The sequence below is a fragment of the Mucilaginibacter celer genome (assembly GCF_003576455.2).
GTDB lineage: Bacteria > Bacteroidota > Bacteroidia > Sphingobacteriales > Sphingobacteriaceae > Mucilaginibacter > Mucilaginibacter celer.
Genome location: NZ_CP032869.1, coordinates 3,215,954 through 3,233,568, shown reverse-complemented (window position 1 = coordinate 3,233,568; position 17,615 = coordinate 3,215,954). Strand labels below are relative to the sequence as shown.

Here is a 17,615-nt window from a genome sequence, read left to right as displayed (position 1 = left end):
AAATCAAACACTCAGGGCTTTTGGTTTTTTATAACTCCCCCTTTAGGGGGCTGGGGGGCTTATCTCCAATAACCTCTCACCCAAACATAACCGCGATTGGTTGGCTGCCAATGGCCTTGTACATATACCCTGTTATAGCGGGGCCTTGCATAAAAGCCTCTGCGATATACATAATGGTTTCCGCGCCAAACCCATTCGCCGGGCACCCAAACGGCGTTGGGATATGGAGCTACGGGGCGTTCGTAGACAGGTTCAACCGGTTGTTCGGTTACGTAAGCCTGGCTTGAGCACGATGCAAACAATGAGCCTGTTAAGGCAAGTACTATTCCTAATTTAGCTATGGTTTTCATTTTTAGATGTTTTTTAATTGTCAAGTATTAACTATTGACACTTGCAAACATCAAAAGTTTAACCGCTCCTAACCAGCAAACTTATCAGCTACTATCAGTTCCTTGCTTCCCGGCGTATATTTATAAAAACCACTGCCGGTTTTAGCACCTAAATGACCTGCCGTTATCATGTTAACCAATAGCGGACATGGAGCGTATTTAGGGTTGCCAAAACCATCGTGCAATACTTTTAAAATAGCCAGGCAAACATCAAGGCCAATAAAATCGGCCAGTTGCAATGGTCCCATCGGGTGGGCCATGCCCAGTTTCATTACGGTATCAATTTCCTGCACGCCGGCCACGCCCTCGTACAAGGTATAAACAGCCTCGTTTATCATCGGCATTAAAACGCGGTTGGCTACAAAGCCGGGGTAATCGTTCACCTCAACAGGCTCTTTACCCAGCGTGCGCGAAAGCTCCATAATAGTTGCGGTAACCTCATCGGTGGTGGCATATCCCCTAATCACCTCTACCAGTTTCATTACCGGTACAGGGTTCATAAAGTGCATGCCAATCACATTGCCCGGTTTTTTGGTTACCGAGGCTATTTTGGTGATGGATATGGATGAGGTGTTGGATGCCAGGATAGCGTTTTCGCCGCAGATTTCGCTTAGCTGTTTAAACAGTTTCAGTTTAATCTCCTCATTTTCGGTTGCGGCTTCAATTACCAGGTCGGCATTTTTGGCACCGTCATTTAAATCGGTAAATACGCTGATGCGGCTTAGCGTGTCGGCTTTGGCTTGCTCATCAATAGTCCCTTTTTTTACCTGCCTGTCTAAATTATTGGCAATGGTTTGCAAGGCTTTACTCAATGCGTTGTCGCTGATGTCAACAACGGCTACGTTAAAGCCGTGTTGCGCAAAAGTATGAGCTATGCCGTTGCCCATAGTGCCCGAACCTATAACGGTAATATTTTTCATAACTGGATGTTTATAACCCGTTAAAGATATTAAAAACGCCTGTATTACAAGGTAATCAACTTGCCGGCTTCCTTAATGGCTTTTTTGTCGATGGTTTTGTAATCGGGAACCTGGCCCAGATCATTCAGTTCCGAGTATTCGAGGATATAGCTTTTGGAGTAAATATCCTTCGGCCCGTTAAAAACTATCCCCATAACCGGGATGCCGTACTTTTTAAGGGCATGTATAGAAAGCAGGGTATGGTTAATACTGCCCAGGTAATGCCTGCTTACCAGCACCACACGCGCATTTAACTGTTTAATCAAATCGATAATTAAAAAATTATTATTCAGGGGTACCATCAGGCCGCCGGCACCTTCAATTATCAGTTGTTTTTCGGTTTGGGGGAGTACTATTTTTTCCAGATCGATGGTTACTTTATCCAGCGCTGCCGATTTGTGGGGCGAAAACGGCTGCGTAAGCGCATAAGCCTCGGGAAAAAAATGTGTTTCGCTGTTTGAAATGAGGCTTTTAACGGTAAGCGTATCGCTTTTGTCCAGATCGCCCGATTGGATGGGCTTCCAGTAGTCGGCTTTTAATTTCTCGGTTAAAATTGCCGAAATTATCGTTTTACCTACACCGGTGCCAATACCGGTAACAAAAATAGGTTGCTTATCGAGCATGTAATCGTGTTAAATTTTTAAGGGTATCAGCCAGCAAAGTTAAATCATTTTCTGTATTAAAACTATGCAGGCAAATCCTGATCCGCTCCGTACCGGTCGCAACTGTGGGGCTTAAAATAGGCCGTACATCCAACCCGTTTATTTGCAGCTGGTTAGCAACTTCGCGCGCCAGATCATTATTCCTTAACAGAATACATTGTATGGAGCTGTGGCTTTCAATTAACGGAAAATCGTTGCTTAGTTTAACTATATCCTTAAATAACCGGATGTTATTTTTAAGGTTGATGACGGTATCCGGAGAGTCTTTGAGCAACTGATATGCCATTTTTACAGCGGCCAACTGGTGAAAAGGAGCGGCCGTAGTATAAATAAAAGGCCGCGCAAAATTAATGAGGTAATTACGCAGGTTGTTACTGCCTAATACAATGGCACCGTGGCCGCCGAGTGCCTTGCCGAAAGTAACTACGCGGGCAAATACCCGGTTATGCATCTTTAATTCACTTACCAGGCCGTGCGGGTATAAACCAACGGCATGCGCTTCGTCAACAATTAATGCGGCATTGTATTTTTCGGTAAGCGTTAATATTTCGGATAGGGGAGGCATATCACCATCCATCGAATAAACGCTTTCAATAACCACATAACAATTGCCTTTGGCCAGTTTTAGTTTACTTTCCAGGCTTTCCGGGTCGTTATGTTTAAAGCTGTACCGGTTGGCATAGCTTAGCCGGGCACCATCAATAATAGAGGCATGCACCAGCTCGTCTAAAATAATGGTATCACCGCGCTGAGCCAGGGATGACAGTAAGCCGAGATTAGCATCATAGCCCGAATTGAACAGTAGTCCTGCTTCGGCCTGGTGCCATGTAGCAATTTGTTTTTCAAGCGCTTCTGCATATTGGATATTACCGGATAGCAATCTCGACCCGGCCGAACCATTTAAACTGAGCGGATGATTTTCTATCTCATTTGTAATGTTCTGTTTTAAAATGGCCGAATGGGCAAAACCCAGGTAGTCGTTCGAACAAAAATCAATCAGGCCGTTTTCAGGCTTAAGTTGGCGGTATATACCCGCCTCGCGGCGCTCATGCAGTTTGCGTTGTAAAAAATCTTCGGCCTGTTTCAATGCTGTTGTTTTATGCAAAAATAAAAAAAGCGGCCATTAGCCGCTCCTTTATCCCAATAGGGTTAAATATTATTGGCCTCCGCCCTGGCGCATACGCTCCATGCGTTCTTTCATGGCTTTATCGTAAGCGGCAGCTTGCTCCGGAGTTAAAATAGCTTTAATTTTGGTGTTGGTTGCCTCCATCATCGGGCGCATTGCCGAACGCATAGCATCCCTGTCGCCGTTGGCAGCGGTACGTACACTATCCATTTTAGTAGCCTGCTCTTTGTAAACCGCAGTGATCTTGGTAGTTTGATCATCCGTTAGTTTAAGCTGAGTTTGCAAATCCTTGGCTCTTTCTTCAGGGCTTTTCCTCATCATGCCTTGCGCATGGCTTGCTGCCGAAATTCCTAATACGAAACAGCACATTAACAATAATTTTTTCATCGCTTTTTAATTTAATTTACGTTTTAATCTTAAGATAAAGATATACCGTAATGGTTTAAAAAAGCCGATGTAACTTAATTGTTGCCTTGCTGCAGGTTTGATATTGAGCGTTGCATTTGCGCCATCATAGCCGTTAAACTTTCCATTGTAGGCTCGGGCGATGGCTCGGGCAGATGGGTTGAAATGTAGCCTTTAGCCTTCCAAAGTTCCAGCACATCCTCGCCCGATATTTCGTAGGGCTCGTATACCGGGTTATCCGATATCAGCTTCAGTTTTTTATTCTCTTTAAATTTATTGCCGATACGTTTATATACTACACCATCATTTTTAGAGATCACCACGTAAGTTTCGCCGCTTTTAACATCACCCCAGTTTTCTACATATTCACCTATTATAATAGTACCCGATTGTAAGGGCAGCATCGAATCGCCTTTAATCTCGAAAGCGCGGAAGGTGCCCTGCTTAAACATAGGCAGGTAAAACTTCGGTAATTGCGATACATATTCCGGGTCGGCATAGCCGTTAAGGTAGCCGGCACTGGCTTTTACAGGCACCATCTCGATATTTTCATTATCCTCTTTATCAACCGAGATGCTCAGGATGCGGATGTTGGCCGGGTTACCTTTTGGCTTGGGCTGCCACTTTTCGTTGATGGTTTCGTTGATAAAGTCATCAATAGTAACGTCAAAATAGGTTGCTAATGTTTTTAGTAGTTCGTATTTCGGGTCGGCACGGTCTTCTTCGTATGCGCCTACTAATGAGCGTTTTATACCTAATTCATCCGCAAATTGCTGTTGGGTAAGCCCCTTTTTTTTGCGGAGAAATTTAATATTTTGTGAAATTATTGACATAAAATTTGGATTTGCTAAATTTATTAGTAATTTTATGCTCATAAAGTTAGTAATAATTATTTGTTCACCAAATTTTTTATCATAAAATGAAACGTTTCGTTTATATCATTACCGACAGAAACCGCAAAAATCTGCACGTAGGCCTATGTTCTGATCTGATGAAAACCATCCAGTTTTACAGCGAAATGCCAACCTTGTTTTTTGACAATGCGCAGCAGCTAAACCGCCTGGTGTATTTTGAAGAGATCAATACCGAAGAGCAGGCCATGGAACGTTTTAAAGTAGTGAGCACTTTTACCCGCCCGCAAAAAGAAAAAATGATCCGTGCGGTTAATGCCGACTGGATCGATTTAACCATCGGGTTGAAATATGAAAGTGGTTTACGTGTAAGACCGCAGCTGCGCCCGTCGCTCAACACCAACCGCAGGGCTATGGCTTTTTAATAAATTTTAAAGCGCCCGAGTTCATGCAGTACCTTTTGCCGCCGCGATTGGCGGGGCCATCGTCAAACACGTGGCCAAGGTGCAGGCCTGTACTTTTTTCGATAACCTCATCGCGCGTCATGCCGTAACTGTTATCGGTAACTATTGCTACTTTATTCGGGTCTGCCGGTTTTACAAAACTTGGCCAGCCCGTACCGCTGTCAAATTTATCATCCGACGAAAACAGTACCTCGCCGGTGGCAGCGCTCACATATACACCCTTTTCGTGGTTGTTCCAGTATTCGTTATGGTATGGTGGTTCGGTACCGCTTTCAACCATAATATGATATTGATCGGGCGTTAGGGTCTTTTTCCATTCGGCAGCCGGTTTGCTCAGGCGTTTGCTGTTTTGCCCGCTGCTGTTTTGGCAGCCGAGGACGGTTAGCATGCTTAGCGTTATTAATATTGCAAGTATTTTTTTCATGGTGTTTTTTTTTTAACTTAAACAATACAATATGCGGGATGCATTTTGACTGCTATGCCGATGTTACATCGGCTATTTAAAATTACGTAATTCCGGTTGGCGAAGATGTCATTAAAAAGTTTGTTTATATCACCCGTTTCTTTGGTATCAACACTTTGTTCACCACATGAATAACGCCGTTGTTTTGGGCAATATCTGCCTGGCTTATGATGCTTTTGCCTCCGTTGGCATCTATTAAAACAATGTTGCTGCTGCTGTCTATCCGGGCAGTAAGGATGCCGCCGGAGAGCGTGGTAAATGTTGCTATCCCTTTATGTTTATTTATTTGTTTCCTGATCTGTTTTATTTTGTATTCGCCGGCTATGGCGTGATAGGTAACCAGGTCGGTTAAATCCCATACGTGAGCAGGCTTGGCCAACGAATCGAGTTTACCGGCAGGCATATCAGTATAACCCGTGTCATCCGGCACAAATATGGTGATAGGGCCGCGGCTGGTGTAGGTGCGGGTTAAGTTTGTTTTTTTGATGAAGGATGAAAAAGTATGTGTATTGGGCGCTAAGGAGATGTTTTTAACAATATCATTTGTTGAAAGCATCGCCGGGACTACAGGCGCATTGTTTTTGCCATCGGCCTGGGCAAGTAAGGTTGTTGTGTAAAAAAGCGCCGACCCAAATAGTAGTAACTTTTTCATAGTGTGATGGTTATCACATAAACATACAAAATAAAAATCTGTTTTTGAAATGAATTATATGTGGGTGGCCGGGGGATGGCAATAGCACGGAATCTATACCTATTAAAGTATTACCTTTGTTAAGCTATGGAAATCTTTCCCACCCAATACTCAACCTTATCTTCCGCAGCATTGAATATTAAACTCGGCGAAAGCTATAGCTTAAGTGATACTACCTGCAGATTACTGGTCAGGAATGTGAGTGACACGTACATACTTGAAAGTGCTACCGGTAAATATATCTTCAAAATTTACCGCGATGCGCATCGCAAACAGGAAGAAATTAGGGGAGAAGTGGAACTGTTGACTGTTTTGTTTGAAAAAGGCGCCAGTGTATCCCGCCCCATTCCTGATAAAAGCGGAGAAATACTACAGGTTTTTAATGCTGCGGAAGGTACCCGATACGGAGTTTTATTTACGTGGGCCGAAGGTAAGCCTGTTTACACCATGACTGATAGTCAATTAGAAACAGTAGGACGGGAGATGGCCATACTCCATGATATCAGCTCATCCATTCAATTAAGTTATCAACGGAAAGCTTATTCGGTTGAGACAGTGATTATTCGCCCGCTTGAGGTGGTTGAACCGGCTTTTGCCGGGCTTGAAGAAGAATATGACTATTTAAAACATACGGCTAAAGAGGTGATCAATCAATATCAAAACTTTTTTTCCGGTTTTAATTATGGGTACTGCCATTTTGATTTTTTGCCAAAGAATTTCCACTTTGATGATAACGATGTCATCACTTTTTTTGATTTCGATTTTGCAGGCGAAGGCTTCCTGGCTTATGACATCACATCGTTTTTTATCCATTTCTTTTTAGAGTTCACTACCGGCAAAATCACCGCGGAGGAAGCGCGGAGGGCCTTTGGCGTTTTTGTTGATAGTTACCGCAAAGTACGGCGCTTATCAGATGAAGAAATCTCGGCTATACCATATTTGGGGTTTGGATTCTGGGTTTTTTACCTCGGGTTTCAGTACGAAAATTTTGACGATTGGTCGAACCTGTTTTTCGGGCCTAAGTTTTTGAAAGAGCGTACTGCTTTGATTAAAAAGTGGATGGATACGGCCCATGTCTTGTTGCCGTAGCTGAAATTGCCAATCCGGTATAAAACAACAAAAGCGGCGTACAGCCGCGTTTGTTGTTTTATCAATAAAGATTTCGTTACCAGCCAGGTGTAAAGCCTAAGCCGAATACAGGTTTTTTAACGTCGGTACGGTTAAACGGCACAGCAAAATAAGGCTCGAGAATAAAAGCGCCGAAAACGTTTATTCTTAACGAAATACCCGCGCTTAAGGCCGGCACGCGCCCGTAAATATTTTGTGTGGTGATATTGCCATTACCGTCATTAAACTCCTGCGTACCAATTACGGGCGGGTCTTTGCGGAAATAGATATGATCGCCTGCGTTCCAGGCTAAGCCGGCATCAAAAAACAGGTTGAGATCGGTAAACAGGAATTTTGATTTAATAGCCGCCAGTTTTTCCGGACCGGTAAAGGGTAAACGGGTTTCAAAGTTAAATACCGCCAAACGGCTTCCCGAAAGCTGATCGATAGTGAAACCATTTGATGAAGTTTGGTTACGGTTGTAAAAAGTTTGTCCCTCGTAACCGCGGATATAGAACGGATAGCCCACAAAAAGCGGGTATAAACCCTTGTCTTCGCCAAAGCGGCCTGTTGCAAAAAAGCGGGCGGCAAACGTTACCGGCGCAACGCGTACATATTTCCTGAGATCAATTGTAGGCGAGAAAAATTTATAGGTACCAAAGTTGTAACCGGCTTCCAGCCTGTATCTGAAACCATTAAGCGGAGCAGTTACGCCAAAGTAAGAGTTATCGCCAATTAAAGCGGTTGAAAGCGTAAGTATGGAATACGATTTCAGGTTATAAAAATAAGTTGAACCGTAGTTTTGGTTGAGGGTGGCGGTTTCCTCATCGTTAGGGATTTTTTTCCTGTCAGAATTGATATAGTTTCCTATGTTGATCTGAGGTTTGCCGTTAACCATGGCAGTATCGATAGTATAGTAATCGGCATAGCGGTCGACACGGTAATAATTGTGCGATGCTGCTCCACTTACTTCAAAGCGTGTAGTACGCGAGAAAGGGTAGGAAGTGAATACCCTACCCGCATCCTCAAAGTTGCGGATGATATCAATATTGTCGGAATATACCGTTTGGTTTTTACCGCCAACATTCTTTACCGGGTAGGTAGCCGTATTAAAACCAAACTGGTAAGGGATGTGCGAAACGCCGACACCGAGGTTCCATCTGCCGGTTTGGTTTACATAAGTAACCGCTGCACCCGAGTCATAAATTTGCCCGTTGACCGATGCCGCCGCAAAGATCTGGTTACGTCCCAAAATATCGCTGAATACCCCCTGGATCCCGCTTGAAAGGCTGGTACCGTAAAAGTTACTCACCCCTACACCAATGCCGCTGCCCGCCAGGTAATCCAGCTTAAATTTGGAGCGGAAGGGGATAGCCTTTACCGAGTCGGTGGGGATTTTGCGATAGGCCAAAAAGTTGTTGAGGTTGGAGTTGATCAGATCAACACCTACCGAGCGGTTTGGCGGCAAGGTGCCTGCCGCAAAATTTACATCGCCTGCCTGTACTACAACTGGTGTAAAATCTGAAGCCTTAGCATTATAAATGGAATATTTTTGTGCACGGTAGTAGGAGTAAACCACATCATCATGATTGGAAATACTCAAAGCCGGCGAATATTCGGTAATGCCCGAAATGCCGGTGAACAGGTTGGTCATCTGTTCAATCTTACCGCCGTCGATAGTATAACGGTACAGGTTCCGGAAACCATCGCGGTTGGACAGGAAATAGATCTGTTTGCCATCGGCCGAGTATTGCGGGTTGAGGTTATTAGCCGTGTTAAAAATTTTCAGATCGGTGATCTTACCTGTTTCCAGGTCGAGCTCGGCGAGGTTGAAAGGGATATCCTGCTCCAGGCTTTGATCATAAGTTGTCCTGTCGCTCGAGTAGATGATCTTTTTACCATCGGGCGAATAACTCGGCTGGTAATCGGAATATTTATCGTTGGTAAGCCGGGTAATCTTTTTGGTATCGAAGTTATAGGAGTACAAATCGCTCTGTCCCTCAACCAATCCCTGGAAGGCGATATCCTTACCATTTGGCGACCACGACAGGTTACTAAACTGCTCAACCTGCTCCATCGAAATATCATCAACCACGTCGCCGCTTTTCAAATCAACCACATCCAGCCGGTTACGCCCCTTGCTGAACACGCTGAACGCAAACTTCTTCCCATCCGGAGACCATGCGCCGGCCGATTCGATAAAATTAAACTCATCGATATGGGTGTTGGATACCTTACTCGTGAGCTTTCGCAAGATCCGCCCGGTTTTGGCATCGGCCAGGTAAAGATCAATACTGAATAAACTTTTAGCCGAAAGGAAGGCTACATATTTGCCATCGGGGCTAACCGAAGGTGCAACCACCAGGTCGCCGCTATTTTTACTATCAACCAGTTTAATGCCTTTGGGCGTTTGGGTGGTATCTTTTAAAAAAGGTTTGTAGGTAGCCTCGATCGAGTTTTTCCAGAGGCGCGAAAGTGTACGATCGTCATAACCAAAAGTGCGCCTAATGCCGTATTCAAGGCCATATCGCGCAGCATTCTTAAAAAACGGAACAATCACGGTATCGCCATAAGTTGAACCAATGAACGACCAAAACGCCTCTCCGTAACGGTAAGGGAAATACTTGCTGCTCTCCGTCAAATCGCGTACGGTAGGTATATCGTGGTTTAAATAGGCATCGCGCATCCACATCGCCGTATAAGTATCTTTTTTACCCAACGACAGGTACTCGGCCATCCCTTCAATCATCCACAGGGGAATGTTATTGATATTTTCATATTCGGTTGAATCATGGCCCAGCAATAAACGATATTGAAAGGCGTGCACCAACTCGTGGCCTATAACGTGGCGGGTGGTTTGGTTGGTTTCCATCACCGGCATTACCACGCGGTTTTTAAGGCCCTCGGTAACACCGCCTGTACCTACGCTAATCTCACCGTCGATAGCTGTAGTTTGCTGAAAATCGGGGTGGTTGGCATATAGGATTATGGGGTTGGCATGTTTAAATGTATCCCTGAAAACCTGTTGATGCAGGGTGTACCACAATTCGCTTTCCTGGGCGAAGCGTTTTACCATGCTATCATTTTTCAGGTAGTAATAAATCTCAAAGTGTGGGGTTTTGTAAACGTTAAACTTCAGGTTTTTATACCTCACTTTATTCTGGCCAAAATACTGCGCCCTGGCATTGGTGCTTAACAACAATGAGCCAACAACTGCAATAAATATGATGGTATACTTTTTAACTCTATTGAAAAGTGAGTAAGCTTTATTCATATATTATTCAAGTAAATAGATATGGCTAATTTAACAAAATAAGGCTGCTTTTAATTAAAAAACAACCTTATTCATTTTATCTTCAAAAGTATAATAACTACCTGTTTTGTGCAGGAGGCGTGCTTTCCGGGTTCTCCGGTGCCGGTTCCTGTACAGGTGTTACGCCGGTTGTATCAATAGGGTTGCTTAAGCTATCGGTTGATGTGGTATCCTCTTCAATATGCGGCGACGGGCAGTTATAGGTTTTGCTGATCTTAGTCCACGGTCTCGGGAACGGGCCGTAGGTATAACCTAACGACTGATCGGCATAAACCTTTTCCATAAATCTGCCGAAGATAGGAAGTGCGGTATGTGAACCCTCACCGGTTTCGGAAGTGGTAAAGTGTACCGAGCGGTCGTCGGCACCTACCCAGATGCCGGTAACCAGATCTTTGGTGATGCCCATATACCAGCCATCCACGTAATCAGACGAGGTTCCGGTTTTGCCGCCTATCTGGTTATCCTTTTTCCATAAACCGTTGTATTCCCAAAGCGCCTGCGAGGTGCCGCCCGGCTCTTCCATACCTCCGCGGAACATATAAAGCATCAGCCAGGCTGTTTCTTCGCTTAATACCTTTTCGGTTTTAAGCTTAAATTCCTGTATCACGTTACCCTGCTGATCGGTAATTTTGGTAACCAGTAGCGGGTCTATCTTTTCGCCTTTGTTTAAAAAAGTGCTGTAAGCACGCACCATTTCATAAACTGAAACGTCGTTTGAACCTAAGGATACCGATGGCACCGATTTAAGCGGGCTTTCAATGCCGCAACGGTGCGCATACTCTACAATTTTATCCCAACCCACTTTTTCGGTTAGCTGCGCGGTAATGGAGTTAACGGATTTACCCATGGCCCAACGTAAGGACATTTCGCGGTATGAGAAGTGAAAATCGGCATTGTTGGGTTCCCAAACCTCGTCTTTACCGTTGTCTTTGTATTTGATGGATACCGGTTTATCGGTAAATTTATCACAGGGGTTATAACCATTATCAAGCGCGGTTAGGTAGGCGAAGGGTTTAAATGTTGAACCTGCCTGCCTGCGGGCCTGGTTTACGTGATCGTAGTTGAAGAAACGGTGATCGATACCGCCTATCCATACTTTTATTTTTCCGGTAGATGGCTCGAGGGTCATCATGCCGGTATTGAGAATTTTGGCGTAGTATTTAATCGAATCGATAGTAGAGAAAGTAGTATCCTGCTCGCCGTTCCAGGTAAATACCTTCATCCGTTTTTTGGTTTTAAAATACTCCTGTATTTTGATGGTATCGCCCTTGTATTTTTTGTCGAGCAGTTTATAAATGGGCAGGCGCTGCTCATTTTTCAGGATAAAATCTTTAATCTCAACACCTTTCGAATCCCGCCAGGGCGTTTTATTGCCCCACAGGTTATAAAAGCGTTTTTGCAACATTTTCATCTTTTCGGCAACGGCCTCTTCGGCGTATTGCTGCATTTTCGAATCGATGGTGGTGTAGATCTTCAGCCCGTCTTCGTACAGGTTATAGTCGTTTTCCTTGCACCATTTGTCCAGCCATTTTTCAACGGCGCGGCGCAGGTATGAGTCGCCATGCGAATCATCCTCCACATAGCTTAGGTCGAGATTAAGTGGGAGGGCTGTGTTAGCTTTATATTGCTCTGGTGTGAGGTAATGATATTTTTCCATCTGCCCTAAAACCACATTTCGCCTTTCGGTGGCGCGTTGCGGGTTACGGATGGGGTTATAGCTTGATGTAGCCTTCAGCATGCCGATAAGCAGGGCCGATTCGGCAGGGTTTAAGGCAGCAGGTTGTTTATTAAAATACTTTAGCGACGCAGTTTTTATACCATACGAGTTATTGCCAAAAGGTACGGTATTAAAATAAAGCGTTAATATTTGCTGTTTGCTGTAAACGTGTTCAATTTTAAAAGCAGTAAGCCATTCTTTGCATTTGTAAACTATGGTACGCAGCACAGGAACGCGTTTAATTATACCTTGCGACTTCTTTTTACGTGTTTCGAACAGGTTTTTGGCCAGTTGCTGGGTTACCGTACTGCCGCCGCGTTTATCGCCTTTAGCAGTTGACAGCATGCTGCTGAAAAACGAATAAAAATCTACACCGCCGTGACTGTAAAAACGGGCATCTTCGGTAGCTACAAGCGCATTTACCAGGTTGGGTGAGATCTCTTTAAACTCAATTGGCGAACGATTTTCCTTATAGTACTGGCCAATCAGCTTACCATCGGCGGTATAAACTTCCGAGCCTACTGACAGTACGGGGTTTTTAATATCCTGCATATCAGGAGAATATCCGAAAAGCCAGAGGAAGTTAAGTTCTATCGAACAGAAAAAGATAATTACAAAGTATATAAAGATGACAAAGTATCGTAGAAACCGGTTGCGTATGCGTCTGAACATTGGGTAAATATCAAAAATTATGGCACTATATCATAGCCCGTTTAACAAATAATAACAACGCCAAAAACAAGGGTAAATTTTAGGTTGATACTGGATTGATAACATATTTATGGTATGCAAAATACATAATAAATAGATTAAAAGTGATTTGGAGGTTAAAAACCAATTGTTGTGTGCCGGTAACGGTTGTTTTAAGTAGCGGGATTAAAACTTTATATTAGTTTTTGTGCTTTGTAAAAATATCTATTATATGAAAAACTTTACAGACCAATTTAAAGTAAAAAACCGCTCCAGATTCTCGCTTAAAGATCACGACCCCGCGTTTTGTGATGGCTATAAAAAAGAAGATGCCGCGACGGTATTACAGGGCTTAATTGACGAAACTTTCAAACTACAGGAGCAACTTTATGCTTCAAACAGTTATTCATTGCTTATTATTTTCCAGGCTATGGATGCGGCAGGAAAAGATAGCGCGATAGCACATACCATGTCGGGATTGAACCCGCAGGGCTGCCAGGTGTATAGTTTTAAGCAGCCAGGCCCTGAAGATTATGACCACGATTTTTTATGGCGGCATTATAAAGCCCTGCCCGAGCGTGGGAGGATTGGCATTCACAACCGCTCGCATTACGAAAATGTGCTGGTTGTTAAAGTTCACCCGGAACTTGTTTTGAAGGAAAATAACCCGGAGATAAGAAAGGTAAAGGATATAGGCAGGAAGTTTTGGGAGCAGCGTTATGAAAGCATCCGCAATTTTGAAAAGCACATCCATCATAGCGGCACCATTGTGATTAAATTTTTTCTCAATCTATCCAAAGAGGAACAAAAGGAACGCTTTTTGAAACGGATAGATCATCCTGAAAAAAACTGGAAATTTCAGATGGGCGATATTACTGAGCGCGAACTTTGGGATGATTATATGAAAGCTTATGAAAAAGCGATTGGAGAAACATCCACCAATGATTGCCCCTGGTATGTAGTGCCGGCCGATAAAAAGTGGTTTACACGGATTGCGATCTCAACCATTATCAGGGATACATTAAAGGGGCTGAAACTGCTATATCCCGTATTGCTAAAAGAAGAACTGGACAAGCTACAGGAAGCTAAGCAGCTATTGCAAAAACAGTAGTTGTGCAGTTATTGAGGAAGATGCACAGAAATTACTTGCTGTTGTCCCCCGCCGCTGTTGTGTTGTCACCAACAGCTCTACTCCATGCATGAAACGCGGGTTATCGTAAGTTTATAATCATTGGGGCTCGAAAAGTTGTTGGTGACAACACCATGGCTGTTCGGAAGATTTTTTGATTCCGCCTCTTGGGAGGGGTGTGATGGATTGCGCAGTGGCAGGGAGGGGTTTTTACACCTTGCCCGACGAATATGCAGGGTGTAGAAACCCCTCCCTACACCCTCCCAAGGGAGGGAATCGCACAATTCCCCGCTCTTTTATTTCTTCCGAACAGCTATGGTGACGACACCAACGACGGCAGTGAAAACTATTTAACCAATCCCTAACCTCCAATCACCAAATCACACCTACTTCACCGTTATCTCATCAGCAAAAATATATGATTGGCTTCCTTTATTCTCATGCCAATCAGGCAGCGGGCCATACTGCTTGGCTATCACTTTAATATAACGTGTACTGGTATTTAACGTAGCCGCAAAGTTTTGCGTTTGCACTTCGGTATCTTTAATACCAATTTCGGTATTAACGGTACTTGCTAATTTGTAGTTTTTACCGTCGTTTGATATCCAGAACTGAACATATTTAGGGAAAACAATCCAGGCGTCGCTATCCTGTAGCGTGTTCAGTCCTACCTCTGCAACGGGTTTAACAGCGCCCATATCAATAATGCCGATAAAATCCTTGCCCTGGTAGCCCTGCCAGTTGCCCAGTCGCCAGTTGGTGGTGCCGTGCTGGCCGTCAATCAGGCTCTCATCGCCTTTGGCGGCGTATTTGGGCAGGTATTTATTTACGATGGTTAGTTTAATATCATCGCGAAGCTTGATAAAGCTGGCTTCGTCAACAAAACTGCTTTTGTTATTTTTTATTGCGATGGCTTTTACGGTGATATTATTGCTTATGCTGATGGGCTGGGTGTACAATGTAGATGCAGCGGTAGGGGCCGAGCCATCCAGCGTGTAATAGATCTTTGCATCAGCATCCTGGCTTTTAACCTCGATGGTGAAAGGACGTTTAAATGATTTGGCCGGTGCTATGATGTAAGGATTGGCAACAATGAGGCTATCGGTAATTTTTGAGGTTGGTTTTTCCAAATCCTGCGTAAAAATGCGGTTGGCCAGTCGGCCGGTAAACACTTCAAAATCGCCCCCTTTGGTTATATCATCATAGTTGATAAAAAGTTTGCTGTACACTTTTTTATCAAGGTTCATGCCTTGCAGATAAATATTGGCGCGGGTGATACCGGCGCCGGGGTTCATGATGTTAAATTTTTTGCCGTTTTCGAGGTTGATAGTTGCCTTGTCAAACTGGGGGATTCCGATCTGAAAATCCTGCTGACCGGGAGCGATGTTATAAATCCCCAACGAACTCATCACGTACCAGGCCGACATCTGCCCGCAATCTTCATTCCCTGCCAAACCATCGGGTTTATTGCTGTATTCTTCGCGCAAAATGCGGCTTACATAAAACTGTGTTTTATCCGGCGAATCTGTAAAGTTGTACAAATAGGCTATATGATGGCTTGGCTCGTTGCCATGCGCGTACTGGCCAATCAGCCCGCTTACATCCGGAATATCCGCGCCTGATAATTTTGATTGGGTGCTGAACAACTCGTCCAGTTTTGTTTCAAAAGCTTGTTTCCCACCCGCTTTTTCAATCAGGCTTTCAACATCGTGCGGCACAAGGAATGAATACTGCCATGAATTACCCTCGGTATAATTTCCGTTAATCTCGGTAGGGTCGAATGGTTCAAACCAGCCGCCGTTAAAGCGGGCCTGCATAAAGGTGTTTTGGTTATTGTAAACGTTTTTCCAGTATTGGGCACGCTGAATATATTCGGCATAATCCTGCGGTTTATTCAGCATTTTGGCCATTTGAGCAATGCACCAATCGTCATAAGCATATTCTAATGTTTTGGATACCGAAGCATCTTCCACATCTGATAGTACCGCGCCGTTTTTGCGGTAAATATCCAGCCCAAACTGGTTGCGGTTTACCGCCGCTTTCATGGCGGTGAAAGCTTTTTCGGCATCAAAATCGCGGATGCCTTTGGCGTAGGCATCTACTATAACCGGGATGGAGTGATTGCCTATCATACAATAGGTTTCGGTAGTAGCCAGTGGCCATATCGGCAATAAACCGCCCTGCTCGTACATCGCCATAAAGCTTTTAATAAAATCGAGCGTGCGTTTGCGGTCAATCAGCGTTAACAGCGGGTTTTCTGCGCGGTAGGTATCCCATAATGAAAATACGGTGTAATAATCAAAGCCCTGGGCGGTGTGTACCTGCTGATCGAGGCCGCGGTATTGCCCATCCACATCGCTGTAAATATTGGGCGCTATCATACTGTGATAAAGCGCGGTGTAAAATATGGTTTGCTTTATTTTTGCATAGTCAACCTGTGGTACTTTTTTGGCCGGAGGCGCGTAGCTGTATGGCCCTGTACCTGCCGCCGGCTGGCTTTGCGGAACAGGGGCAGGAGCACCGCCTTCTACCTGAATCTTGTTTAACTCATGGTTCCAGGCTATGCGTGCATCTTTCTGTATTTTTTTGAAGTCGAAATCGGGCACTTCGGCATCCAGGTTTTTCAAAGCCCCTTCGGCGCTTACTGCCGAAATCCCAACTTTACTGATCACCTCGCCCGGGTTATCAAACTGTAAAAACAGTTTCACATTTTTACCCTGAACTTTGTTTTGCCCGGTTTGCACTACATTATTTAACGCTATACCATAGGTTTTAAAAGGTTTAGAAAATTTGGCATAAAAATATACCGGCTGATTATCGGCCCATCCTTTCGACATTCTGAAACCCCTTACTTCATGTTCGTTCACTACCTCCATCCACGAATCCACTACCTCATCGCGATGTTGTAAATCGATAATAATATTGGCCTTATCTGTTGATGGATAGCTATAGCGATGAACACCCACCCGCGTGGTTGCTGTTAGTTCAACGCCGATATTGTATTTATCAAGCAGGGTATGATAGTAACCCGGCGTGGCGTTTTCATTTTTTTTACTGAAGTGCGAGCGGTATTCAGTGTTTTTAAACTTCGGATCGCCGGTGGTGGGCATAAACAGTACGTCGCAATAATCAGGTACGCCGGTTCCGCTTAAATGGGTGTGAGAGAAGCCGTAAACCAAACTATCGGTATAATGATAGCCGGAGCAGCCGTCCCAACCCTCCAATCTCGTATCCGGACTTAATTGCACCATACCGAAAGGCATGACCGGTCCGGGATAAGTATGCCCATGCCCACCGGTACCTATAAACGGGTCAACCAGTTGCGCGTAATCCTTGTCTTTTTCTTTTTTCTTTTGTGCCGGTGAGATGAAAGGTACGGCGGTTAATAAGGCGATGGATAAAGATGAGCGAAATACGTGTTTTATGATTGACATATTGTTTATGGCCAGTTCTGTTTGAATGGGTACAAATTACATTAATTACGATGAATATTTGTTAACCATTACGGTTACTATTTTATTGTTATGATAGCATATAAAAAAACAGCGATGAATCCATGATTCATCGCTGTTTTTTCTTTTTAATGTAGAGACGCATAATTGCGTCTCCCGTATGCAATTCATGAAAGGAAAACGACTTTGCAAGGCTG

14 protein-coding genes are annotated in these 17,615 nt (G+C 44.1%); 3 read left to right on the top strand and 11 right to left on the bottom strand.

Translation table 11 applies throughout. The annotated features are described in order from the left end of the window. Positions 1 to 59: 59 nt before the first annotated feature. The 6 genes from HYN43_RS12860 to HYN43_RS12835 all read right to left on the bottom strand — a co-directional run bounded on the left by HYN43_RS12860 (position 60) and on the right by HYN43_RS12835 (position 4,374). Complete coding sequence (locus tag HYN43_RS12860) at positions 60 to 350, bottom strand: YXWGXW repeat-containing protein (RefSeq protein WP_119409729.1); 291 nt, start codon at positions 348 to 350, stop codon at positions 60 to 62. A gap of 68 nt (positions 351 to 418) precedes the next feature. Then, the gene (locus HYN43_RS12855; protein WP_119409728.1) at positions 419 to 1,309 is read right to left on the bottom strand and encodes a 3-hydroxyacyl-CoA dehydrogenase family protein; all 891 of its coding nucleotides are present in this window, start codon (positions 1,307 to 1,309) and stop codon (positions 419 to 421) included. A gap of 44 nt (positions 1,310 to 1,353) precedes the next feature. Next, positions 1,354 to 1,971, bottom strand: coding sequence for a dethiobiotin synthase (bioD, locus tag HYN43_RS12850; RefSeq protein ID WP_119409727.1), 618 nt, complete (start codon positions 1,969 to 1,971; stop codon positions 1,354 to 1,356). After that, a complete protein-coding gene (locus tag HYN43_RS12845; protein WP_119411227.1) occupies positions 1,961 to 3,097 on the bottom strand; it encodes an aminotransferase class I/II-fold pyridoxal phosphate-dependent enzyme in 1,137 nt (378 codons plus the stop codon). The genes bioD and HYN43_RS12845 overlap by 11 nt, the downstream gene beginning before the upstream one ends. A gap of 69 nt (positions 3,098 to 3,166) precedes the next feature. After that, positions 3,167 to 3,523, bottom strand: a complete 357-nt coding sequence (locus tag HYN43_RS12840; protein WP_119409726.1) for a hypothetical protein — start codon at positions 3,521 to 3,523, stop codon at positions 3,167 to 3,169. Between the two features lie 74 nt (positions 3,524 to 3,597). Continuing rightward, positions 3,598 to 4,374, bottom strand: a complete 777-nt coding sequence (locus HYN43_RS12835; RefSeq protein ID WP_119409725.1) for an XRE family transcriptional regulator — start codon at positions 4,372 to 4,374, stop codon at positions 3,598 to 3,600. Between the two features lie 86 nt (positions 4,375 to 4,460). On the opposite strand from HYN43_RS12835, the gene HYN43_RS12830 reads away from it, so the two are divergent. After that, complete coding sequence (locus HYN43_RS12830; protein WP_119409724.1) at positions 4,461 to 4,817, top strand: GIY-YIG nuclease family protein; 357 nt, start codon at positions 4,461 to 4,463, stop codon at positions 4,815 to 4,817. On the opposite strand, the gene msrB is transcribed toward HYN43_RS12830, so the two are convergent. Both msrB and HYN43_RS12820 read right to left on the bottom strand, forming a co-directional pair. Continuing rightward, positions 4,804 to 5,280, bottom strand: coding sequence for a peptide-methionine (R)-S-oxide reductase MsrB (gene msrB, locus HYN43_RS12825; protein ID WP_119409723.1), 477 nt, complete (start codon positions 5,278 to 5,280; stop codon positions 4,804 to 4,806). The genes HYN43_RS12830 and msrB overlap by 14 nt on opposite strands. A gap of 124 nt (positions 5,281 to 5,404) precedes the next feature. Further along, positions 5,405 to 5,971 (bottom strand): fasciclin domain-containing protein, encoded by a 567-nt coding sequence (locus tag HYN43_RS12820; protein WP_119409722.1) that lies wholly within the window; start codon positions 5,969 to 5,971, stop codon positions 5,405 to 5,407. Positions 5,972 to 6,097: 126 nt separating this feature from the next. Here HYN43_RS12820 and HYN43_RS12815 point away from each other — a divergent pair, with 126 nt between their 5' ends. Continuing rightward, positions 6,098 to 7,099 (top strand): phosphotransferase enzyme family protein, encoded by a 1,002-nt coding sequence (locus HYN43_RS12815; protein WP_119409721.1) that lies wholly within the window; start codon positions 6,098 to 6,100, stop codon positions 7,097 to 7,099. Between the two features lie 76 nt (positions 7,100 to 7,175). Here HYN43_RS12815 and HYN43_RS12810 read toward each other — a convergent pair whose 3' ends face one another. Together HYN43_RS12810 and HYN43_RS12805 are read right to left on the bottom strand one after the other, a co-directional pair. Then, positions 7,176 to 10,391 (bottom strand): DPP IV N-terminal domain-containing protein, encoded by a 3,216-nt coding sequence (locus tag HYN43_RS12810; RefSeq protein ID WP_119409720.1) that lies wholly within the window; start codon positions 10,389 to 10,391, stop codon positions 7,176 to 7,178. Positions 10,392 to 10,488: 97 nt separating this feature from the next. After that, complete coding sequence (locus HYN43_RS12805) at positions 10,489 to 12,819, bottom strand: penicillin-binding protein 1A (protein WP_119409719.1); 2,331 nt, start codon at positions 12,817 to 12,819, stop codon at positions 10,489 to 10,491. A gap of 250 nt (positions 12,820 to 13,069) precedes the next feature. On the opposite strand from HYN43_RS12805, the gene HYN43_RS12800 reads away from it, so the two are divergent. Continuing rightward, on the top strand, positions 13,070 to 13,948 hold the full coding sequence (locus HYN43_RS12800; RefSeq protein WP_119409718.1) for a polyphosphate kinase 2 family protein: 879 nt from the start codon (positions 13,070 to 13,072) through the stop codon (positions 13,946 to 13,948). Between the two features lie 404 nt (positions 13,949 to 14,352). Here HYN43_RS12800 and HYN43_RS12795 read toward each other — a convergent pair whose 3' ends face one another. After that, a complete protein-coding gene (locus tag HYN43_RS12795) occupies positions 14,353 to 17,400 on the bottom strand; it encodes a GH92 family glycosyl hydrolase (RefSeq protein WP_119409717.1) in 3,048 nt (1,015 codons plus the stop codon). Positions 17,401 to 17,615: the final 215 nt, after the last annotated feature.